The sequence below is a fragment of the Henriciella algicola genome, assembly GCF_003576245.1.
Lineage (GTDB): Bacteria > Pseudomonadota > Alphaproteobacteria > Caulobacterales > Hyphomonadaceae > Henriciella > Henriciella algicola.
On record NZ_QWGA01000008.1, the window covers coordinates 490,761 to 512,870 of the forward strand.

Below are 22,110 nucleotides of genomic sequence, written 5' to 3' on the forward strand. Positions count from 1 at the left end.
GAAGCGTTGCGGCCTCCTGCCCGGGAGCTGGCGAAGCGGGGCGGGCAGCGTCAGGCGACGCCGGCGCGCCCCCTAGCCAAAAAAATCGGCGATCTTTCGGATGGAGCGCAGCTCTGCGATCTGTTCCGGCTCGACCTCTGGCAGGTTCGGCATCTGCTCACGCAGGGCAGAGAGGATCTCGACCTGCTTGATGGAGTCGACACCAAGCTCGCCCTCAAGGTCCATATCGTCTTCGAGCATTTCAGGCGGATAGCCTGTCTTGTCGGCGATAAGATTGCGGACAAGTTCGGTCATGTTGATGCCGGACGGGGCTGCCGGTGTGGGCGCTGGCGCGGCGGTGTCTATGTGATGGCCGTAGCCATTGCCATTGGCGTGGACGGCTGGGGCCGCTGGTGCGAGCGCCGGGGTGGCGCTGGCCGATGGGCTGAGGAACGCCGCGATCTTCGCGATCGTGCGAAGCTCTGCGATCTGTTCAGGCTCGATTTCCGGCAGGCTCGGCATCTTTTCGCGCAGGGCCGAGAGGATCTCGACCTGTTTGATGGAGTCGACGCCGAGCTCCCCCTCAAGGTCCATATCGGGTTCGAGCATGTCGGATGGGTAACCGGTCTTTTCAGCGACCAGGCTGGTCACCAGCGCGGTGAAGTCCTGCGCCGCTGGCGCGGCAGGGGCAGGGGCAGGCACTGGAGCGGGGACCGGTGCCGCCATGACCGGTGCAGGTGCCGGTGCTGCCGGGGCGGGGGCTGGCGCAGGTTGAGGTGCAGGCGCTGCTGCAACCGGCGGTGGCGCGGGTGGCGCCACAGGCTGAGGCGCTGGCGCGGCCTGCGGTTGCGGCGCTACGGCAGGGACGGCGCTGGCCGAGGCAAGCATTGCCTGCGTTGCCTGCATATACTGAGCGTGCGCCGCCTGCAGCGTCTGCATGTAGGCATTGTGCGCCTCCGTCATCTGCGCGTGGATCTGCGCGGCGGCGGAGGCGGGAGCGGTCTGGCGGGGCTCAGTCATGGGCGAAGGTCCTGGCTGGAGTGACTTTACAGAAGAAGGTGTTGGCGGCGTCGGCTTCGAAGCAATCGGGTCTGGAGGGGCTGATAAGGTATCGACAGTCCTGGGCCGGACCTTCTCTGCATTCGGCGGCGGGAGGGCCGCTGCGCCGCCTTTGGGCGGATACGGTTTGTTGTAATTGGCGCCGGTAAGGTCGATCGCGTGTTTGGAGCGGGCTTTGCGTGGTTCGGGCGCTGGCATGTTGGCAAAGAGCGCTTCGAGGTCGACTTCATGGCCAAGGACAGCCAGCTTGCCGATGCCAGCGAGGAAGGCGGCAAGGCCGCTGCCTTTCTTGTCATCGAGCGCGACGGCCGTCGCCTTGCCCGGAAGGATCTGGCCGACAAGCGCGGTCAGCACCGTGCCCGGGCCAGCCTCTACGAAGGTGGTAACGCCGGCCTCATGCATGGCCTCAATGATTTCACGGAAGCGGACGGGGCTTTCGATCTGTCCGGCGAGGAGGTCGCGCTGCTTGTCATAGGCAAGCGGGTAACGTTTGGCCGAAGCATTGGCGAAAACCGGGAAGTCAGCCTTGGCAAAGTCGGTCTTGCCGAGCGCCTTGCGGAACGGGGCAACGGCCCCTGCGACGATGGGCGAGTGGAAGGCTGACGCGACCGGCAGGCGGCGCGCCTTGATGCCTGCCGCCTCAATCGCGAGACGGGCCGCTTCGATGGCTTCGACAGGGCCGGAAAGCACAGTCTGGGTCGGTGCATTGTCATTGGCGACGACGACGTCGGGATGATTTTTGAGGATCGGCGTGAGCTGCTCGCTTGAGGCCTGCGTCGCCAGCATGGCGCCTTCATTGTCGGCGGCGGCCTGGCTCATCAGCTTGGCCCGTTTGACCGCCGTCGAGAGAGTATCCTTGTCAGAGAGAACACCGGCGGCATTGAGCGCCATGATCTCACCAAAGCTGTGGCCTGCGGCCATGTCGGCATTGAGGCCGGACTTCTCCAGCACGGCGAGTACGGCCAGCGACGCGGCAGCGAGGGCTGGCTGTGCATTCTCCATGGCGGTTAGCGTATCGGCCTGCGCCTTGGCGTCCTCATCATTGAAAGCAGATGGCGGAAAGGCGAGCCGGTGAAGGCCCAGCTTGCCCGCTTTCTTGTGGCTTGCCGCAAAGTCCCATGCCGCGCGCGCCTCAGGGAAGGCGAGCGCGAGTTCGCGGCCCATGCCGACATACTGGCTGCCCTGTCCAGGCATGAGATAGGCGAGCTTTCCGGGCGCGGCCTTGCTGAGGCTGACGCTGGCGCCTTTCGGCAGGGGCGCCGTTTCGGCCGTGCCAGCGCGAATGAGCGAGGCAAGCTTTGCAGCCTTGGTCGCGAAGTCCTTATTGTCACTCGCCGTGATAGCTGCGCGGCAGACCGCGTCAGCGGCAAATGAGGCGTGGCTTTCGCTGGCCGCGATGGCGAGGTCTTCCTCATGCACCAGCTTCGAAGCGATGGCCTCAATGGACTTGGCGAGGTTGTCCGGCGTGTCGGCCGAGACCATGACCAGTTCGGCAGGCAAAATGCGGTCGGGGTGAGGGGCGAGCTGGCCGGTGTATTCTTCCAGCGTGACGTGGAAGTTCGAGCCGCCAAAACCGAATGAGCTGACAGAGGCGCGGCGGGCATGCGACTTGTCCCTGATCCAGGGGCGTAGCTCACGGTTTACGTAGAAGGGTGACCCGGCGAGCGCAGGTGCGGGCTGGTCGACTTTCAGCGTCGGGGGTAGCGCCTTGCGAGAGAGCGCCATGACGGTCTTGATCAGGCTGGCTGAGCCTGCAGCCGACTTGGTGTGGCCGATCTGCGATTTCACAGAGCCAATGGCGCACCATGGGTCTGAGACGCTTTCGCCTTCTTCGCAGAAGACTAGCTTGAGGCCGGAGATTTCGGCAGCGTCGCCGGCCTTTGTACCGGTGCCGTGTGCTTCGACCAGTTCGACAGAGCGCGGGTTATAGCCCGCCTGCTCATAGGCGCGCGCCAGTGCGCGGGCCTGGCCATCAGGCAGCGGGGCATAGATGGCGGTGGCGCGGCCGTCAGAGCCTGCGCCGATGCCCTTGATGACCGCGTGAATACGGTTTCCGTCCCGCTCTGCATCGGCGAGGCGGCGGAGCGCGAGTATGCCGATGCCTTCGCCAAGCATGGTGCCGTCGGCCTTGTCCGAGAATGGACGGCAATCTCCTGTCGGCGACAGGGCCGGGGTCTTGGAAAAGCACATATACATGAGGATGTCGTTCAGCGCGTCGACACCGCCCGTCAGAACAAGGTCACTGTCGCCAGCACGAAGTTCATGTATGGCGCCGTGCAGGGCCGAGAGGGATGAGGCGCAGGCCGCATCGGTCACATAGTTCGAGCCACCAAGGTCCATCCGGTTGGCAATCCGCCCGGCGACCACATTCCCGAGAAGGCCGGGGAAGGTGCTTTCTTTCCACTCTGAGAAATTTTCCGAAATCCTGTCGGCGATTGCCTGCACCTGCGTTTCCGGCAGGCCAGCCTCACGCAGGCCTTTGACCCAGGACGGGCGTTGCAGGCGGCCAGACATATGCCCGACGAGTTCAGTGGCGGATGCAACGCCGAGAATGCAGGAGGTACGCTTGCGATCGATTGTGCCATTGGTCGCCTTCTCAGCCTCATCCAGCGCGGTCTGCGCGACCATGAGGGCGAGCAGCTGGGCGCTGTCAGTCGCGTCGATCTGGTTAGGCGGGATGCCAAAGGAGAGCGGGTCGAAGCCCTGCGGCGAGAGAAAGCCGCCGCGCTCGCCATAGGTCTTGTCACGGGCGCGCGGGTTGGCGTCGTAATAGTCCTCGATCAGCCAATGGGTCGGCGGGACCGGTCCCAGCGTGTCGACGCCTTCTGCGATATCGCGCCAGAAGCCCGGCGTGTCCCCGCGGCCCGGGAACATGGCGCCGTAGCCCACGATTGCGATGTCTGCTGGTCCTGACGTTCTGTCTGCCATTATGTGTCTCAGCCCCTCAGCCAGAGATTACTCGAAAAGCCCCGCCCTGTAGTCGAAAGCAGATTGTGGAATGTTCTCTCCGCACGCGCGCCGCGCCTGGAGCCTCGTGAGATGCGCGGCCCCGTCGAGCAGGTTGAGCGCAATCTGTTTGACGGTGCGGGTCTCGAGCGCTTCAAGCGGGCTTCCCTTTACCCACTCATTGAAGGCGCCCATCGCCGGGCCGCACCAGATCTGATAGTCGCGCAGGCGGCTCTCATCGCCCTCGCGCGCCCACTGCGCCCCGAAGAACAGATAACGCCGGAAGACAAGCGCCAGCTGGTGGTGCGGGTCGGCTTCTGCTTTTGCGAGCTCTTTGGGATTGGTGCCGCTCATATAGGCGCGGGTCTTCTCCCACGCGGCGGCGTAGGGCTCACCGAGCGCGGTTTCGATGAAGGCCTGTTCCTGCGCCGTGCAGTCGGCAAAGCTGGCGCGCGTCTTGTGGATCTCGCGCATGCGCTTGCCACGCATGGCGAACAGCGTGCCGCGCTTGAGAACCTGCACCTCTACGCCCTGTTCGAACATGTCGGCGGCAGGGGCCATGGCGATATCTGCGGGGCCTGCTTCAGCGAGCAGTTTGCGCCCTGCGAGAGAGAGGCCGGATTCAACGGCGGCCTGATTGACCGAGCCGGTGATGATGTAGGCCGCGCCCATCTGGAAAGCGGCGGCGGCTGCCCATGGCGTGCCGATGCCGCCGCCAAGGCCGATGCGGATATCATCGGCATTGAGGCCGTGCTCTTCGCAGACCTGGCGGCGCGCCTGAACCAGCGAGGAGAAGAGGGGTCCGGCGGCGCGGTTGTCGGTATGCCCGCCGCTATCGGCTTCAGCGGTGATGTCGAGCGCGACCGGAACGCTGGCGGCGATCTCTGCCTGCTCGGGTGTGATGTCCCCCCGGGAGACAAGCTGTTTCAGAATGGCATCGGGGGCAGGGGCCATGAACTGGCGTGCAACTTCGGCGCGCGAGACCTTGGCGAAGACATGTGTGCTGCGCTTGATGCTGCCATCCGCGGCGCGTGACAGGCCTGCTGCGCTGTAGCGGACGATTTCGGGCGATAGCTGCATGAAGGCAGAGGCCGAGACACGGGCGACACCGCGCGACAGGAAGAGGTCCACGACGGCGCGCTCATAGCCCGGCTGCTGCGGCGTATGGATGAGGTTGGCGCCCCAGGCAGGGGCACCTTTGCCGAGAGCTGCCTCGATCTCATCGAGACCTGCGGCAATCGTTTCCGGCTTGAAGCCTGCGCTGCCGTAAAAGCCGACAAGCCCGGCCTGCACAGCCGCGATGACCATGTGCGGGGTCGCAATACCGCGCGCCATTTCGCCGACGATATAGGCAAAGCGGCTACCATGGGTCTTGGTAAAGGCGTGATCGCCCAGCCAGTCTGCATAGACGGCGTTGTCTTGCGAGGTGGCGTTTTTGGTTAATGGGGGGTGCCGCGTCTCAACCTTCTTGGCCGCGCCGCTGTAACTGTTGGATTCCCAGTGCTGGATCCTCATGCCTCAGCTATTCCCCTACAGGCTAAGAAGTAGAGCGTGAATTCACCTGCGTTGCAATGTTTCGGCCAGTGTTTCTCGCATGCGCAGCAAGTCTGCATGCAATCGTGACGCATAAGTCACGATTTTGCCCAAACCGTTGCAACTGCAACAGATGAGCTCACTACATAGATATATATGTATGGCTTGTTCGAGCCTTCAGCCCCATGCGCCAAAAGCATGACTTGTTGCAATGGACAGCCGGGAGACAAGCGCGCCGCATTGGCGGAGCGGTGCGATCAGCTCTCGATGTAGCCTGTCATAGCCCGCCTGGCTTTGCGCGCCGCTTTCATGGCCGGGCTCATTGATGTGCTGGAACAGGTCCGCTTCGCCGCGTGACGGCGGATAGATTTCCTCAAGCAGGTCAGCGGCTTCATCGATCCGCATGGCAAGGACCAGCGAGATAATGTCACTGCGGCTGGTATCATGGCGGGCAGAGAGGTCACTGAGGCGGCCCGTGAGGCTCAGCGCGTAAAGCATCAGTGCCTGACGGATGGCGTGCAGGGCATGGAAATCCAGCCGGTTCTCATGGCGGCTCTCGACACTCGGCGCATCATCCAGCGATGCGATCAGAGTATCGAATTCGATGAGGTCGACGCTCAGCCGGTTGGCGATCTTCTGCAGGCTGGCGGCAGTGTGGTTTTCGCCGAGCGTATCGGCGACACGGCGAAGGGCACTCGCTTGGGCTATGTCGCCATGCCGGGACACAGCGAGCCACACATGCGGATCGAAAACGCTGGCATAGCCTCGCAGGACCGGCAGGCTGGTCAGCATCCGCGCGCGGGTCGCCAGCATGATCAGCGCATGAAGGCGCGGCGAGGCGTTGATGATGTCGCGCATCCGCTCTTTCTCACGCGGCATGGCAGAGCCGATCCCGCAGGCTGAGTTTAGCGGCACGCCGAGCTGCTGGAGCATGGCATTATGGGAGATCGCGCGTATGGCAGACGGCCCGCTTGGCCCGCCCGCGCGTTTAACGGGGCGCGAGCCTGCCTTGACCAGGAAGCCGGCGGTGAACCCGCCCAGCATCTCCTCATAGTCGCTGTCGACAAACAGTGTCTCATGCCAGTTTCGAAGCGCGCGATAGGCGTCCCAGACAAAATCGGTTTGTGTGTAGAAGGCGTCGTCATCGGTCGAGGCCGGCTCTGACAGGATGTGTTCGCAGAAAGCGGCATAGGTGGCGCGTGAAAGCTCTGGCGTTGCGAAATGCAGGAAGCCGTCGCCGCCCTGGAAGCTCACTTCGTGGATGGGCTGGATGTCGCGGGCGAGAAGTTCGCCGCGCGTCCATGGCGTCAGCAGATGATCGTGGCGCTGCTGGAAGCTGCCGGGATAAGCGCCGCGGCCGATCGACTCGCCGTGCGTGTTGAAGACCAGAAGGCCCGTGCCGGGCAGCACATCGCCCAGCGCGCGTCCGATCAGGCTGTGTATCCGCTCAATCGCCATATTGCCGGCGACCTGTCCGATGAAGCGGCCTGAGTCGGAAAAGCCAAGCTGGATAGAGAGATAGCCGCGGGTTCTGACATAGTCCCTGAAGGCGGCTTCCTCGAGCAGCCGCTCGACGAAACGACCACCGGTTTCCAGCGCTTCCGGTGTCTCGAACAGCGGCGAGATATCAAGCTCGTGGTCGACGCCATACTGGCGGGCAAGGTGTAGCGCGCCCATCACCGTGGCGGGGTTCTCGCTCTCTGCGATGAGAAAGCGAATGGGTGAGCCCGCATCGATATGTTTCAGGATCTGCGCGCACATCATGAACTGGCGCCGCGCCGTGGACTGTTCGAGGAAGAGGTCGGCGAAGTTCACGGGGCGCACTTCGGTGTTGCCCGCCATCTCAGAAAGCTTGCTGAGGGCAAGGCGGCCAAGCTCACTGTCTTCGGTTTCGAGGTCGAGGTCGCGCTGAAGGACGGTGCGCACCTGCGCAGCATTCACGCGTAAATGGATGCGGGCCGTGCCAAGCTGGAGCGCGTCGATTTCGGCGCGCAGGATCATCAGGGCGGCGGCGGTCTCGTCAGGTGTGTCAGTGTCTTCGATGAGCGTTGTCAGCGGATCGGTCAGGGTGGCCGCGTCTGTGATCTTTGCGTCGGAGGCGGCGGTCAGGAAGTTGGCCGCGTCGCTGAGCACGTCCGGGTCGGAGAGGTCCTGGCCGAATTTCTCGGCGGCTGCTTCGGTATGGGCCTGCGCAGCGGCTAGTTGCTTCTCAAGCGCGGCCAGCGTCTCGAACTCTGCGAAATTAGAAAGGCGCCCGCGATAATAGGCGAGCTGGGCTGCCTTCTCGCGCAGGCGCAGCGTGATTGATTGCGACCAGTGAATGTCCGTGCGCCCATCAAGATCATAGCCGACCCAGCTTGCGAGTGTGGGCAGAACCGGGCGGAGGGTACGCCAGTCGTCAAGGGACTTCCTGGCCGTGTTGACGACGAGACTGGCATAGTGGCCGGCGGCGTCCTGCGCATTCGCGATCGCGTCCTGTGCTTCCTCATGCTCATGGGTCAGCGTGATCTGGTCCGGCCAGTCCGGCTGTGGGTCGCTGGCGGCAGATTTGAGGGTGGCAAGTTCGCTTTTGCCGGGCTGGCTTGCATAGTCTGCGAAGGCACGCCGCAGGCGCTGGGAGAGCGCGAAGGTCGGGTGAGCTGTGAAGACGATGCCGCCCGCATGACGCGTTACGGTTTCACGAAACCGCTCTGGATCCGACTTGGCGAGAGCCGAGAGCTGCGCGCTCACCCCGGCGAACGCATCTTTCGGTTTGCCGATCTCGGTGTGATGGGCCCGGAACTGGTCGGCGCGCGCCTGCAGCAGGTCAAAGTGCAGCACATCCACCGTTTCTGCGACGCTGGAGAGGCTGGTGCGGCCGGCCTCAAGGTCCTGAAATAGCTGGAGGGCGAAGGAGAAAACCGAATTGGTCAGCGGGTCGCGATCAATGCCCTCGGCGTGGTCGCGCAGGAATTTGCGGATGCGGGCCGGGTCGAGCGGCGTCTTTCTGGTCGGCATATGATCGGTCTCCCTGAAAGCAAGATAGCGTCTGAACGCTCATCTTGTTCAGCAGGCCGGTCTGACGAGTGCCGGTCAAGGCTGAGGGCAGGCAGTGGCGGGAGCGATCCCGCAACTGCCTGCCGACAGCGCAGAGCTTACTAGAGTGAGGCCATGATGCCGCGGCTCGGCGCCACCTTGTTGTCGAGGAAGTCGCGCCAGATCGCGGCGACGGCATCGGCGCCCTTCACCCGTTCGATCTCGATCTCTTTCGAGGCTTCGCGGGCAAGGCGTGCGCTTGCCTCGCTGGCTTTCAAATAGAGGACGCCGGGGCCCCAATCCTTGTTGCGCTTGGCGATCTGCGACGGCGCAAAGAAGAAGCGCGGCTCTGCGCCCGGCAGGCCGCTCGCCCGGCCTGCGCTCTCCCAATGGGTCGCACCAACCATACAGCTCTCGACCATGTTTTCCTGAAGATGGTTGTGCAGGGTGACCGTGAGGTCGCGGTTGCCGGACATGTCGACATAGGCGGTCTTTACCGACGGATCGATCTTCTCTTCCTCGCCATAGAGGAGGACCTCATCACAGCAGCCGAGATTTTCCACGAACGACTTGTTGCCCGCAGAGGTGAGACCGATGACGCGTTTGCCCGCCTTGCCATCCTCCTTGATGAACTGGGCAAGCCCGAAGCCCGTCTTCGATGAAACAGAGCCGATCACGACCTGCTCAGCCCCGAAATAATCATTGTCGGTCAGATAGTCGTAGAGAACAAAGGAAGTGATGAAGAGCGGGAAGTAGAGGCTGCGCTCATCTTCCATGGTGCGCAGGGCTTCCGGCTCCCCAGCGAGGCGCCGGTACTGGTTATAGACGGCTGCGAGGTCGGCCCGGTGCCGGGCGGCATCCATGAAATAGTCGTCCTTGATGCTGCCGACGGTAAGCACCGTCTCATTCGCCATTGGGAAAAAGCCATAGAGCCGTTCACCAACCGCAATGTCTGGACTGCGCGACTCAACGACATCGCCAAAACCCCAGACAGTGACCTTGCCCCAGCCTTCCTCAGCCGGAAAGAACCGCCAATAGCCAATGGCGTCACCAGAGATCGCATAACTCACATTGTTCGAGGTGATCGCGAACTTGTCGATAGCGACACGGACCTGTCCGTCCTCAAGCGTGGCTTGTGGCCGGGTGACGGGTTTCGTCTTCCGGTAGTCGCTGCGATTGATCCAGAGCTCGCTGACATCAGCCATCGGGTCGGTCCTTCCCTTGAATCTTTTATCCAGCGCAAGAATGAACCGTCTGGAGGCGAGTGCAAGGGGCGGGTGATTTGCTGCCGCGAGGGCAATCCTTCGCAGGGGCGAATGATTGTCCTATCAAGGGCGGGACAACATGATTTGAGGAGACGACATGGCCATCAAGACACGGATCACCGAACTGCTCGGCATAGAGCATCCGATCGTTCAGGGCGGTATGCAGTGGGTCGGTTATGCCGAAATGGCAGCGCCTGTTTCGAACGCTGGCGGCCTTGGACTTCTGACCGCGCTGACGCAGCCAACGCCGGAAGACCTCGCAAAGGAAATCCAGCGCACCAAGGACATGACGGACAAGCCGTTCGGCGTGAACCTCACCATCCTGCCGGCCATCAAGCCTCCACCATATGCCGAGTATCGCCAGGCGATCATCGAGGGCGGTATCAAGATCGTCGAGACCGCTGGCTACAAGCCGCAGGAGCATGTCGACGAGTTCAAAAAGCACGGCATCAAGGTCATCCACAAATGTACCGCTGTACGCCACGCGCTCTCGGCTGAGCGTATGGGCGTCGACGCGATCTCCATCGACGGTTTCGAGTGCGCCGGTCATCCGGGCGAGGACGACATTCCGGGCCTCATCCTGATCCCGGCGGCTGCCGACAAGGTAAAGATCCCGATGCTGGCCTCTGGCGGTATCGGTGATGGACGCGGCCTTGCTGCGGCGCTGGCGCTCGGCGCCGACGGCATCAATATGGGCACGCGCTTCTGCGTTACGAAAGAGGCGCCGATCCACGAGAACTTCAAGAAGCAGATGGTCGAGAATGACGAGCGCGACACCAAGCTCATCTTCCGCACGCTGCACAACACGGCCCGCGTGATGAAGAACAAGGTGTCGGAAGAGGTCGTCGCGATCGAATCCAAGGGCGGCGCCAAGTTCGAGGACGTCCAGCACCTCGTCGCAGGTGTTCGTGGCCGTAAGGCGATGGAAGAAGGTGACGCCGATGATGGCATCTGGTCAGCCGGCATGATCCAGGGCCTCATCCACGACATTCCAAGCGTGCAGGAACTGATCGACCGCATCGTTTCGGACGCCGAAGAGATCATCAAGAAGCGGATGTCGAATTTCGTTGTCAGCTAAGCCAGAATAGACTGATTGCTGAAGGGCGCCGGATTGTTTCAACCCGGCGCCCTTTTTCTATTCGCTGAGCAGGATGCCTTTTTCCGTTAGCTCAGACACGCGCGCCTCATCAGCGCCAATCCAGTCTTTCAGGGCATCGACATTGTGCTCGCCCCGGCGCGGTGGGCGCATGCCTGCGGCGATGCCGCTCTGCGACTGAGAGAACTTGTACGGCGACTGGACTGTGCGACGCGCATTGCCCCTGTCGTCTTCGACATCGACCAGAACGCCATTCGGCCCGACACTGGTCTGCGAAAAGGACTCCTCGCCAAACTTCCGTACCAGACCCCAGGCGAGGTTCATTCCGTCCAGCGCCTTGGTGAGCGCCTCAAAGTCTGGATAGGAGAGGATGTGTTCGGTGACCGCCTTGTGGCGCGCAGCAACTTTCTCTTCGAGGCTTGCGCCTTTCGGGGTCGGATCGACGAGGCCAGCCTTTTTCGACAGCACGATCCAGATCCATTTCATGTCAGAGGCAATCAGGATGCGCTTGCCCTCCGGCGCGTCCCAAACCTGGTTCTCTTTTGGCTTTGGCCAGACACCGTCCAGCGCCCAATGGGCGTAGTCGTCGGTCGCATGGATCACATTGATCATCGCAATGTCGACATGTTGGCCCTCGCCCGTCTTTTCAGCGACACGCAGGGCAGCGAGCAGACCGACCAGGCCGTGCAGCGAGCTGTAGCTATCAGCGAGTGAGTATTGGAGGTCAGTCGGTTGTCCGCCGCTGATCTCTGCCTGACGGGCGATGAGTCCCGCTTCGGCGTGCACAACGGGGGCATAGGCGGCGCGCTTTGCCTCTGGCCCCGTCTGGCCGAATCCGGAGATGGACAGCATGACGAGTTTCGGATTGACCGCGTGCACGCTGTCCCAGTCGAGACCAAAGCGCTTCATCACGCCGGGGCGGAAATTCTCCACCAGCATGTCGGCTTTCTTGCAAAGCTCCAGCACCAGCTCACGGGCGCCTTCGGCCTTGAGGTCGATGCAGATGTTCCGCTTGCCGATGTTCTGCTGAAGGTAAAAACCAGCAACGCCCTCATCCGACTTGCCGAAATGGCGGGTGACATCGCCTTCGGGCGGCTCGATCTTCAGGACGTCAGCGCCGAGGTCAGAGAGCATCCGTGTCGCAAAAGGGCCGGCTAGAACACGTGAAAGATCAAGGACTTTCAGCCCTTCGAGTGGAAATCCCTTTATGTCCATGACGCATGCTCCCTTTTGGTCTTATTTGCTGCAAGCGTTCTAGACCGGGAGTTCATTTCAGCACAGGCTGACCCCGCGTCCGCTCACTGCGCGCCTTGCTGACCGAGCAGGATGGCGCCGATGAGCCCGGCATTGTCGCCAAGGCCCGGCGTGGTGATCAGTTCGCTTGAGGGGGCGTGTTCGAGGTAACCGCCCATCTGCTGGTCGAAGGACTGACGTATGCGGGAAATCAGGTGAGGCGCGAGCATCAGCCCGCCGCCGAGAATGATGCGCTCTGGCCGGAAGGTGAGGGTGAGAGCGCGGGCGGCCTGCGCGAGATAGTCGGCTGCGATATCCCAGACAGGGTGAGCGGCCGGGAGGTCTTCCGGCGCACCGGCTCGCGCACGGATAGCGCGCACGGATGCAAGGCCTTCGAGACAGTCGTCATGGAAACGGCAGACGCTCTTGAAGTCCCCGTCGCCGGTGTGGCGGCGCAGCGCGATATGGCCAAATTCAGGGTGCGATGGCCGCCCCAGAAAACCGCCATTGGCAGAGAGTCCGGCCCCAATGCCCGTCCCTACTGTGACATAGGCAGCTGAGGCGCAGCCCTGTGCGGCGCCTTGGCTCATCTCTGCGAAGAGGGCGCCGTTCACATCGGTGTCCAAGGTGACGGGTAGGCCAAGCGCATCTGCGAAATGCGCGCGGAGATTGGTGCCCGACCAGCCCGGCTTTGCCGACCCGGTGATCGTGCCATAGCTCACCGAGTGCGGGTCGACATCGATCGGGCCGAAGCTCGCAATGCCGAAGGTCTTCAGACTGCCAGGCCCAGTCTGCTCGGTGAACCAGCCTGCGGCAGCCGCCAGCGTCTCTTCTGGCGTGGTCACGGGCACACGGTGTGTCGCGACCAGTGCACCTGACGCATCAGCAAGACCGCACTTGAAGGTCGTGCCGCCTGCGTCAATGCCGCCATGAAGCGCGTTTTCCGACATTTGCCTTGTGACCTTTTACCCTATCAGTCCTGCCAGACTATGCAGCCCGCGCTTCAATGGATAGGTCTTTGACCGCTTCAAGGAGACAGACCCCATGACCTATCCCGACCAGAAACTTGCCGAACAAATTGGCGCGCGTGTGGAAGCCTTTGTGCGCGATGTCGTGGCGCCATATGAGCGCGACCCGCGCCTTGGCGAACATGGCCCATCGGAAGAGCTGGTCGTCGAGATGCGGGCGAAAGCCCGCGAGGCTGGCGTGATGACGCCGCATATCCTGAAAGATGGCAGCCACCTGTCGCAGCGCGGCACCGCCTCTGTGCTGCAGAAGACGGGCCTGTCGCCGCTTGGCCCTGTGGCGTGCAATACTGGCGCGCCGGATGAGGGGAACATGTTCCTGCTCGGCAAGGTCGCGACGCCAGAACAGCATGAGCGCTTCCTGAAGCCGCTCGTCTCCGGCGAGGCGCGCTCTGCCTTCTTCATGACCGAGCCAGCCGAGGATGGCGGCGCTGGGTCTGACCCATCCATGATGAAGACCACCGCAAAACAGGACGGCAATCACTGGGTCATCAATGGCCGCAAGACCTTCATTACGGGCGCTGAAGGAGCGAAGGTCGGCATCGTCATGGCGAAGTCTGACGAGGGCGCGTGCATGTTCCTTGTCGACCTGCCGAATGACGCGATCCGGATCGAGAGGGTGCTCGATACGATCGACAGCTCCATGCCGGGCGGCCATTCAGAAGTCATCATCGACAACCTCCGCGTGCCGGCGACCGATATGCTGGGCAATCCGGGCGAGGGTTTCCGCTATGCGCAGATCCGTCTCGCGCCCGCCCGCCTGTCGCATTGCATGCGCTGGCACGGCGTGGCCACACGAGCCCAGGAAATCGCGACCGAATATGCGTGCAAGCGCCAGGCGTTCGGCAAGCTGCTGGTCGACCATGAGGGCGTCGGCTTCATGCTGGCCGAAAACCAGATCGACCTGCAGCAATCCTCGCTGATGATTGACTGGTGCGCCGATGCGCTGGACCGCGGCGAGAACGGCAATGTCGAAAGCTCAATGGCAAAGGTTGCCGTATCAGAGGCGCTGTTCCGCGTGGCCGACCGCTGCGTCCAGGTCATGGGCGGTATGGGTGTCAGCCGGGACACGATTGTCGAGCAGCTCTTCCGCGAAGTTCGCGCCTTCCGCATCTATGACGGCCCGACCGAAGTGCACAAATGGTCGCTGGCCAAGAAGATCAAGAAGGCTGAATTGGCCAGGACCGGCGCGAAATAAAAGCCGCAAACTTACCCACTATAAAACAACGCGTTAGCGCTTTCTCTGACCTGCCTCGAAGGTGGGGCAGAGGAACGCTGTGTTGTGGGCGCCCGTTTCCTCAACATGAAACTTTCGAAAACGGAGGCCAAAAATCAGAAACTCTTCGCCTCTCAGAGACAGAGAATGGTGCGACGCCAGCTCAAGGCGCGCGGGATACGTGACAAGGCATTGCTGCAAGCAATGAAGGAGGTTCCGCGCGAGCTTTTCGTGCCCGAGAGCCTCAGGGAATTCTCATATGATGATGGACCGCTGCCAATTGGCGAAGCGCAGACCATCTCGCAGCCCTATGTGGTCGCGCTAATGATTGAAGCGGCAGGGCTGACGCCGCAGTCGCGCGTACTCGAGATCGGTGCTGGCTCTGGCTATTGCGTTGCGATCATGTCGCGCCTTGCCGAGAGCGTTTATGCGGTGGAGCGGAACGCGGCCTTGGCCGGTGAGCTTCCATCGAGACTTGCTGCTCTTGAGTGCAGGAACATCAAAATTCAGACGGGTGACGGGTCTGCGGGGTGGCCGGAACATGCGCCATATGATGCGATCATCGTGTCAGCAGTCGCGCCCCAGATTGCCGATTGCCTGTCGCAACAGCTGAAGGTCGGCGGTCGCTTGGTCATTCCTGTTTCCGGCGGTCCTGATGACCAGCGACTGGTGCGCGTCACGCGCAAGGATGAGGGCGATTTTTCTGAGGAGGAGCTTGGTAGCGTCCAGTTCGTACCCCTGATCGGGGAAGAGGCGTTCCCGCCTTCGGCACAGCCGGGCTGATTGATCGAAGGGCCCTGCAGTAAGAGCGGGGTAGATTGTCAGCAGGCTGCAGCGCTATAGCTCGCCCGCAAGCAGCTTGAGCCGTCATTGATGCCCGACACGTCAGCCTATCCCACCAAGTCGACTTACCGGTTCTCCGTCGCGCCGATGATGGACTGGACGGACCGGCACTGCCGGATGTTTCACCGTGCCTTGTCGAAAGATGCGCTGCTCTGGACCGAAATGGTGACTGCGGACGCCGTCATCCATGGCGACCGCGAGCGGTTGATCGGTTTCAGTGACGCCGAACACCCTGTCGTGCTGCAGCTTGGCGGGTCTGACCCTGCCAAGCTGGCCGAGGCGAGCCGCATTGCCGAAGAGTTTGGCTATGACGAGGTAAACATCAATTGCGGCTGCCCGTCAGACCGTGTCCAATCGGGCCGGTTCGGCGCCTGCCTGATGCAGGAGCCTGCGACGGTTGCAGCCTGTGTGGCGGCAATGCGTGCGGCAGTCTCGATCCCGGTGACGGTTAAATGCCGGGTCGCCGTCGATGATGACCCGCCGCGTGAGACGCTGTTCGGTTTTGTCGACCAGGTTGCAGATGCTGGCTGTGAAGTGTTCACCGTTCATGCGCGCAAGGCTTGGTTGTCTGGCCTCAGCCCGAAGGAAAACCGCGATATCCCGCCGCTCGACTATGGCCTTGTCGCAGACCTCAAGTCAGAGCGGCCTGACCTGACGCTGATCCTCAATGGCGGGATCAAGACGATGGCGGACGCAGCCACCCATCTTGAGACCTTTGATGGCGTGATGTTGGGGCGGGCGGCCTATCAGACGCCGGCTTGCCTGCTGGCGGCGGACAAGCTGATCGATGAAGGCATCGGCGATGACAGCTTCGACATGGATGGCGCGCTCGCAGCTCTTGAACGCTATCGGCCATACATGGCGGCGCGGCTGGACGAGGGCGTAAAGCTCTCATCCATGACGCGGCACATGCTGGGGCTTTTTGCTGGCCAGCCGGGCGCGCGTGCCTGGCGCCGGACGCTTTCTGGGAAGGCCGTCAAGGAAGGCGCCGGCCTCGACGTGCTGGACGAAGCCCTGTCGCATGTTGCCGGCGTGGAGGTTGATGCCTGATGGACGCGTTTCTCGCCGAGTATGGCGTGCTCACAATTTCGCTCATTGCTGCCGGGATCGTCGCAGGGCTCGCGGCAGGCCTTTTTGGCATTGGCGGCGGCGCGGTCATCGTGCCGGTTCTATATTTCCTGCTGACGGCGCTCGGCTATGGCGAGACGGCCATGCATGTCGCCGTCGCGACCTCTCTTGCCACGATTATCCTGACCTCGATCCGCTCTGTCATGTCGCACAATCAGCGCGGCGCGGTGGACTGGGTTGTGCTGAAGTCCTGGTCGCCGTGGATCGTGATCGGGGCCTGCCTCGGTCAATTGGTGGCGGGTTTCGTGTCGAAAGAGGCAATGACGCTGACCTTCGGTTCGCTGCTCCTGATCCTCGCGCTGCAGCTTTATTTTGGCCGGCCGACCTGGAAGCTTGCAGATGACCTCCCTGGCGGTGCGCCACGTGCAGGACTAGGCACCGGGCTTGGTGCACTGTCAGCAATCATGGGCATTGGCGGCGGCACGTTCGGCGTCAGCCTGATGACGATCTGTGGCCGCCCGATCCATCAGGCCGTCGGCACAGCTGCAGGGTTCGGGGTCGCCATCGGCCTGCCGGGCGCAATCGTGGCGATCCTCAACGGGCTCGGCCGCGAGGGCCTGCCGCCATTTTCGCTCGGCCATGTGAACCTGCCAGCCTTCGCGCTGATCTCCGTCTGTACGGTCACGATGGCACCGTTTGGCGCGGCGCTTGCCCACAAGCTTGATGCAGGCCTGTTGCGCAAGCTGTTCGGCGTGCTGCTCGTGCTCGTTTCGGCGCGGATGATCTGGAAGACTATTGCCGGATGATCAGGCGGTCGCTGCGAAACTCATAGGAATAAAGTTCGCGCAGGAAGCTCATGCCGAGTAGCGATTGCGTAAGCACGTCCTGCATGACGACGCCGCGCACATCGCGGATTTCCACTTCGCCGATCCTGATCGAATCGATCATCACATCAGCGCCATAGGTAATGCCGCCAGCGGTGCGGATCTCGATGTCATAGGCAAGGTCGCGTGGGCGCAGCCCCATCTTCTGGGCATCCTCCTGCGTCAGCGCGACGGTGCTCGCGCCGGTATCCACCATGAAGTCGACGCTGGCCTTGCGGTTGACGAGGGTGCGCGCCCAATAATGGCCGTCTGACTTGATGAGCATGACGGCAGTCCGGCGCATTTCGCCGGGGTCCTCAGTGTTGACGACATTCACAGTTTCGACGGCCTGGCTCTCAGACGCAGCTTCGGCTTTCTCGATCTTTGGGATGAGGATGAGCACCAGCGCGGCCGCGATTGCGCCAGCGCTTGCCATCAGACTGAAGAATTTATGGTTCATTCGCCCTTGCGTCCTCGTCTCAGCCGAGTTTTCCGAGCGAATTGAGGCGCTCCATCCGCTCATCGAGCTCGTCCATCACCTGCTCGCGTTGATCGGGTGTGAAGCTCGACCAGCCACCGATTTCACGCAAGGTCCGTCCGCAGCCAAGGCAAAGTCCGGTCTGTCCGTCTACGGCGCAAACCTTCTTGCAGGGCGAGACAATCGGGGTGGGGCGGGGTGTGGTCATCAGGGCCTGTTCTTCAGCAGCAAAAGGACTATGTCAAAAATTCACGAAAGTTTCGTTGACTTCGACGGCTGGATCATGCGGTTTCCCGTTAAATCCAGTGAGAGGGAATCGTGTGAGCAAGGCGCTTGAATCTTCTACACCTTTCAGTGACGTCCGCGAGCTCGCCATGCGCGATATCGCTCCGGATGCGTCCTGCAGTGAACAGGTGCACAATGCGCTGCTCGGCATGGGGCGTCAGGGCGACTTCGGCAAGCTTGGCAAGGCGGCTGAATGGCTGGCCGGCTGGCAGCGGCGCTACCCGCCGCGCATCGAAAACGCGACACTGGCAGTCTTTGCTGGTTCTCACGGCGTAACCGCGATTGACGGCGCTGTATCACTGTCGTCGGATGAGAACACAAAGACGCGGGTGGAGGACCTGCGCGCGGGCAGGGCGCCGCTGTCGGCTATCGCCGCCGCCAATCAGGCGAATATCCGCATCTTCGAACTCGCAATCGAGCAACCCACCGCGAACTTTACTGACGGTGCCGCCATGAGTGAGCGTGAATGCGCCGCGACGATCGCCTATGGCTTTGAAGCCCTCGAGGGTAAACCAGATCTTCTGGCCCTTGGTGTGGTCGGCGCTGGTATCGGAACGGCAGCCGCAGCTGTGGCCTGCGGCCTGTATGGTGGCACGCCTGAATACTGGGTGAGGCCCGGACCGTCGACGCCAAAGGAAATCAGCGCGGCCCGCATAGAGACGGTCAATGCCGGCCTTGCGCGCCATCGCGGCCATCTGGACGATCCGCTCGAGGCGCTGCGCTGTCTTGGCGGACGTGAACTTGCCGCCTGTGTCGGTGCGATTCTGGCGGCGCGCATCCAGTCTGTGCCAGTCGTGCTCGACGGATTCGCGACAACGATCGCTGCCGGTATCGTGCATGCGATGAACCCGAGCGCTGTTGAGCACGTGCTGGCGGGCCATGTCACGCGCCGCCCGGCCCATCAGGCCGCGCTGGACCGTCTCGATATGACACCGCTCCTGCCGATGGAATTCAATACAGGCGGCGGCATGGGATCGGTCGCTGCGATCGGCCTACTGCGGACAGCTTGCGCCCCATTTCTTGGAAAACCGGACCAGCCGGGCAGCTAATCGCTGCGTTTTAGGTGCGACATGATTTACGTTGACGTTCGCGTCACCTTGCTTTCGTGGAAGGCGAGAGGCAGAAGACCTGCGTAAGACCAAAAAACACTAGAGGAGCGCGCACATGAATCTGGAATTCACGCCCGAAGAAGTGGCCTTCCGCAAGGAAGTCCGCGAATTCATCGAGAACAATTATCCTGAGCATCTTCGCGGCGTTGGCGCGCGCGAGGACCTCAGCAAGGAAGACATGCTGGCCTGGCACCAGATCCTTGGCAAAAAAGGCTGGTCGGTTCCTGCCTGGCCAGAAAAGTACGGTGGCACCGGCTGGACCCCGACCCAGAAATACATCTGGTCGGAAGAGAACGCCCGCATGGACACGATCATGCCGCTGCCTTTCGGCGTCTCCATGGTCGGCCCGGTGATCTACACTTTCGGCTCTGAGGAGATCAAAGCCAAGCACCTGCCGGGTATCCGCGACGGCTCTGTCTGGTGGTGTCAGGGCTATTCCGAGCCGGGCGCAGGTTCTGACCTTGCCTCGCTCAAGACGACGGCTGTCCGCGACGGCGACCACTATGTGATCAACGGTCAGAAAACCTGGACCACGCTGGCCCAGCACGCTGACTGGGGCTTCTTCCTCTGCCGCACGGACCCGAACGCGTCCAAGCCGCAGGAGGGCATTTCCTTTATTCTGGCTGACATGCGCACCCCGGGCATCGAAGTGAAGCCGATCAAGACGATCGATGGCGGCCATGAGGTCAACGAGACCTGGCTGACCGACGTTCGTGTCCCGGTCGAGAACCTTGTCGGCAAGGAAAACGAAGGCTGGACCTACGCCAAGTTCCTGCTCGCTCACGAGCGTTCGGGCATCGCTGGCGTCGCCCGCTCCAAGCGCGGTGTCGAAAAGCTTCGCCAGATCGCCTCGACCGAGCTTCTCGAAGGCAAGCCGCTGATCAACGACGATGATTTCCTGCGCAAGATCTCGCAGCTGGAGATCGACCTGACGGCTCTGGAATTCACTGAGCTGCGTACGCTGGCCGGTGAAGCACAGGGCAAGGGCCCTGGTCCGGAAAGCTCCATCCTCAAGGTGAAGGGCACCGAGATCCAGCAGCGCCTGACCGAGCTCACGCTTGAAGCTGTCGGCCATTACGGCCACCCATATTTCCGCGGTTTCCCGGAAGACGGCTCCAACGAGTTCCCGATTGGCCCGGACTATGCCCACCAGGCAGCACCGAGCTATTTCAACATGCGCAAGACGTCGATCTATGGCGGCTCGAACGAGATCCAGCGCAACATCATCACTAAGATGATCCTGGGGCTCTAGTCATGACGGCCCGGGCAGCAATCGCTTCACTCTGTATCGCAATTGCTGCCCCGGCTCTTCCCGCTGCAGGTCAGGGCGTTCCTGACGTTGAGGCAGGCGTATCCCTTTTCTGGGTCAGCCATTATGACGGCTACGATTCAAGCTATCGGGAACGCATTGTGGCAGCTGACGACGACTGGGCGATCTATCAGCTTTTTGTGGACGACGAATTGTCTGAGGGCGATGACGTCGGTCCAGATGACTTCTATGCACTTTTCTCCGGCATCGACTATCGCGACTGCGCCGAGGACGAAATGCCGGACGAAGCTGAACGTGGTCGACTGGCGGCGTTGTTCCCGCTGACAGAGGGCAGCGTCATGGAAGATACGACTTTCACTGGCGGCCCGGTCATACGGGTTGGTGCCCAAGAGGACTTTTTCCTGATGGGAGAGACTGTAAGCGCCAACAAGGTCGTCTTCGATTATCCGGACGACCAGGAAGAGTATGTGGATGAGGCTGTCTACGTCCTTTCGGACAAGCCCTACACTGTTGCGATGGACTGGGATGAAGGCGGCAAGGACCGCGTTATGCTCATCGCGCAATCAGACGAAACACAAGAGGCGCCGTCGCCCGACATGCTCGGGAATTGCGCGGCACTACTGAACTAGACAAAACCTAAGAAATTCCCGGAGGAGACCGTAATGGATTTCAATTTCTCAGAAGAACAGACGATGATCCGCGACAGCCTCGCAAGGCTGCTGCGCGACCAGTACGATTTCGACACGCGCCGCAAGGTTGTCGGCAGCGAAAGCGGCTGGCGCCCTGAAATGTGGCAGCAGTTTGCAGAGCTCGGCCTGCTCGCAGCGCCATTCTCTGAGGAAGATGGCGGCCTTGGCGGCGGTTCGATCGACTCCATGGTTATCATGGAAGAGTTCGGCAAGGCGCTCGTCGTCGAGCCTTACATCCCGACCATTGTCTGCGCAGGCGGCTTCCTGAAGCATGCCGGCACGCCAGAGCAGAAGTCCGAACACCTCGAAGCCATCATCGGCGGCGAGCGCGTCTTCGCTTTCGCCTATGCAGAGCCGCGCGGCCGCTACGACCTCAATGATCTTGAGACCACCGCCAAGAAGGACGGCGATGCCTACACGCTGAACGGCCACAAGGCTGTTGTCGTTGGCGCGCCATGGGCAAGCCACCTCATCGTAACGGCACGCACCTCCGGCGACCGCCGCGACAAGGACGGTATCTCTGTCTTCATCGTGGAAAAGGATGCCAAGGGCGTCACCACCCGCGACTACCCAACGGTCGATGGCCGCCGTGCTTCGGAAGTCTATTTCGAGAACGTGTCTGTCCCGGCTGGCAATCTGATCGGCGAAGAAGGCAAGGCCCTGCCGCTGATCGAACGTATCGTCGATGAAGCAACGGTCGCAGTCTGCGCCGAAGCCATGGGCGCCATGGGCGTCGCGCACAAGCAGACGGTCGAATACTCCAAGCAGCGCAAGCAGTTCGGCATCGCGATCGGCAAGTTCCAGGTGCTCCAGCACCGCATGGTCGACATGTTCATGGAGCATGAGCAGTCGATTTCCATGACCTATATGGCGACGCTGAAGCTCGACGAAGACGAAGTGACCCGCAAGAAGGCCGTCTCCGCAGCCAAGGTCCGCATCGGCCAGGGCGGCCGTTTTGTCGGCCAGGAAGCCATCCAGATCCATGGCGGCATGGGCATGACGGATGAGCTGGCCGTCGGCCACTATTTCAAGCGCCTCACCATGATCGACAGCGAGTTTGGCAATGTGGACTTCCACATGCGTCGCTACTCGAACCTCAGCGGTGAGGAGCAGGCGATGGCCGCCGAATAGGCGCCTG

Annotated in this window: 17 protein-coding genes; 9 read left to right on the forward strand and 8 right to left on the reverse strand. The window is 61.9% G+C overall.

The window, feature by feature from the left end:
- Nucleotides 1–72 precede the first annotated feature (72 nt).
- From D1222_RS15290 to D1222_RS15305, 4 genes are all read right to left on the reverse strand, one after another.
- Nucleotides 73–3,966: a type I polyketide synthase gene (locus tag D1222_RS15290; RefSeq protein WP_119455108.1), complete on the reverse strand. Its 3,894-nt coding sequence runs from the start codon at nt 3,964–3,966 to the stop codon at nt 73–75.
- A gap of 27 nt (nt 3,967–3,993) precedes the next feature.
- Nucleotides 3,994–5,499, reverse strand: coding sequence for a PfaD family polyunsaturated fatty acid/polyketide biosynthesis protein (locus D1222_RS15295; protein WP_119455109.1), 1,506 nt, complete (start codon nt 5,497–5,499; stop codon nt 3,994–3,996).
- 195 nt (nt 5,500–5,694) lie between these two features.
- On the reverse strand, nt 5,695–8,514 hold the full coding sequence (locus D1222_RS15300) for a phosphoenolpyruvate carboxylase (protein WP_119455110.1): 2,820 nt from the start codon (nt 8,512–8,514) through the stop codon (nt 5,695–5,697).
- 140 nt (nt 8,515–8,654) lie between these two features.
- Nucleotides 8,655–9,737, reverse strand: a complete 1,083-nt coding sequence (locus D1222_RS15305; protein ID WP_119455111.1) for a DUF2855 family protein — start codon at nt 9,735–9,737, stop codon at nt 8,655–8,657.
- Nucleotides 9,738–9,894: 157 nt separating this feature from the next.
- On the opposite strand from D1222_RS15305, the gene D1222_RS15310 reads away from it, so the two are divergent.
- Complete coding sequence (locus D1222_RS15310; RefSeq protein ID WP_119455112.1) at nt 9,895–10,875, forward strand: NAD(P)H-dependent flavin oxidoreductase; 981 nt, start codon at nt 9,895–9,897, stop codon at nt 10,873–10,875.
- A gap of 57 nt (nt 10,876–10,932) precedes the next feature.
- On the opposite strand, the gene D1222_RS15315 is transcribed toward D1222_RS15310, so the two are convergent.
- Both D1222_RS15315 and D1222_RS15320 read right to left on the reverse strand, forming a co-directional pair.
- Complete coding sequence (locus D1222_RS15315) at nt 10,933–12,108, reverse strand: CaiB/BaiF CoA transferase family protein (protein WP_119455113.1); 1,176 nt, start codon at nt 12,106–12,108, stop codon at nt 10,933–10,935.
- An 83-nt stretch (nt 12,109–12,191) separates the two neighbouring features.
- Nucleotides 12,192–13,076 (reverse strand): ROK family protein, encoded by an 885-nt coding sequence (locus D1222_RS15320; RefSeq protein ID WP_119455114.1) that lies wholly within the window; start codon nt 13,074–13,076, stop codon nt 12,192–12,194.
- A gap of 94 nt (nt 13,077–13,170) precedes the next feature.
- On the opposite strand from D1222_RS15320, the gene D1222_RS15325 reads away from it, so the two are divergent.
- The 4 genes from D1222_RS15325 to D1222_RS15340 all read left to right on the forward strand — a co-directional run bounded on the left by D1222_RS15325 (nt 13,171) and on the right by D1222_RS15340 (nt 17,084).
- The gene (locus tag D1222_RS15325; protein ID WP_119455115.1) at nt 13,171–14,349 is read left to right on the forward strand and encodes an acyl-CoA dehydrogenase family protein; all 1,179 of its coding nucleotides are present in this window, start codon (nt 13,171–13,173) and stop codon (nt 14,347–14,349) included.
- A 105-nt stretch (nt 14,350–14,454) separates the two neighbouring features.
- Entirely contained in the window at nt 14,455–15,150 is a 696-nt protein-coding gene (locus tag D1222_RS15330; RefSeq protein WP_119455205.1) for a protein-L-isoaspartate(D-aspartate) O-methyltransferase, read from the forward strand.
- A 90-nt stretch (nt 15,151–15,240) separates the two neighbouring features.
- The gene (gene dusA / locus D1222_RS15335) at nt 15,241–16,260 is read left to right on the forward strand and encodes a tRNA dihydrouridine(20/20a) synthase DusA (RefSeq protein ID WP_119455116.1); all 1,020 of its coding nucleotides are present in this window, start codon (nt 15,241–15,243) and stop codon (nt 16,258–16,260) included.
- Entirely contained in the window at nt 16,260–17,084 is an 825-nt protein-coding gene (locus D1222_RS15340) for a sulfite exporter TauE/SafE family protein (RefSeq protein WP_119455117.1), read from the forward strand. Before dusA ends, D1222_RS15340 begins: the two co-directional genes overlap by 1 nt.
- Here the strand turns inward: D1222_RS15340 and D1222_RS15345 are convergent.
- Entirely contained in the window at nt 17,071–17,601 is a 531-nt protein-coding gene (locus tag D1222_RS15345) for a retropepsin-like aspartic protease family protein (protein ID WP_182482014.1), read from the reverse strand. The two genes, D1222_RS15340 and D1222_RS15345, sit on opposite strands and share 14 nt — an antisense overlap.
- A 19-nt stretch (nt 17,602–17,620) precedes the next feature.
- Nucleotides 17,621–17,827, reverse strand: coding sequence for a DUF1289 domain-containing protein (locus D1222_RS15350; RefSeq protein WP_119455119.1), 207 nt, complete (start codon nt 17,825–17,827; stop codon nt 17,621–17,623).
- 112 nt (nt 17,828–17,939) lie between these two features.
- Between D1222_RS15350 and D1222_RS15355 the strand changes: the two genes are divergently transcribed.
- The 4 genes from D1222_RS15355 (at nt 17,940) to D1222_RS15370 (ending at nt 22,103) form a co-directional block, all read left to right on the forward strand.
- Nucleotides 17,940–18,953, forward strand: coding sequence for a nicotinate-nucleotide--dimethylbenzimidazole phosphoribosyltransferase (locus D1222_RS15355; RefSeq protein ID WP_119455120.1), 1,014 nt, complete (start codon nt 17,940–17,942; stop codon nt 18,951–18,953).
- A gap of 115 nt (nt 18,954–19,068) precedes the next feature.
- Nucleotides 19,069–20,265 carry an acyl-CoA dehydrogenase family protein gene (locus D1222_RS15360; RefSeq protein ID WP_119455121.1) on the forward strand — a complete coding sequence of 399 codons (1,197 nt, stop codon included), beginning with the start codon at nt 19,069–19,071 and terminating at the stop codon, nt 20,263–20,265.
- Between the two features lie 2 nt (nt 20,266–20,267).
- On the forward strand, nt 20,268–20,912 hold the full coding sequence (locus tag D1222_RS15365) for a hypothetical protein (RefSeq protein ID WP_119455122.1): 645 nt from the start codon (nt 20,268–20,270) through the stop codon (nt 20,910–20,912).
- A gap of 33 nt (nt 20,913–20,945) precedes the next feature.
- Nucleotides 20,946–22,103 (forward strand): acyl-CoA dehydrogenase family protein, encoded by a 1,158-nt coding sequence (locus D1222_RS15370; RefSeq protein ID WP_119455123.1) that lies wholly within the window; start codon nt 20,946–20,948, stop codon nt 22,101–22,103.
- Nucleotides 22,104–22,110 lie beyond the last annotated feature (7 nt).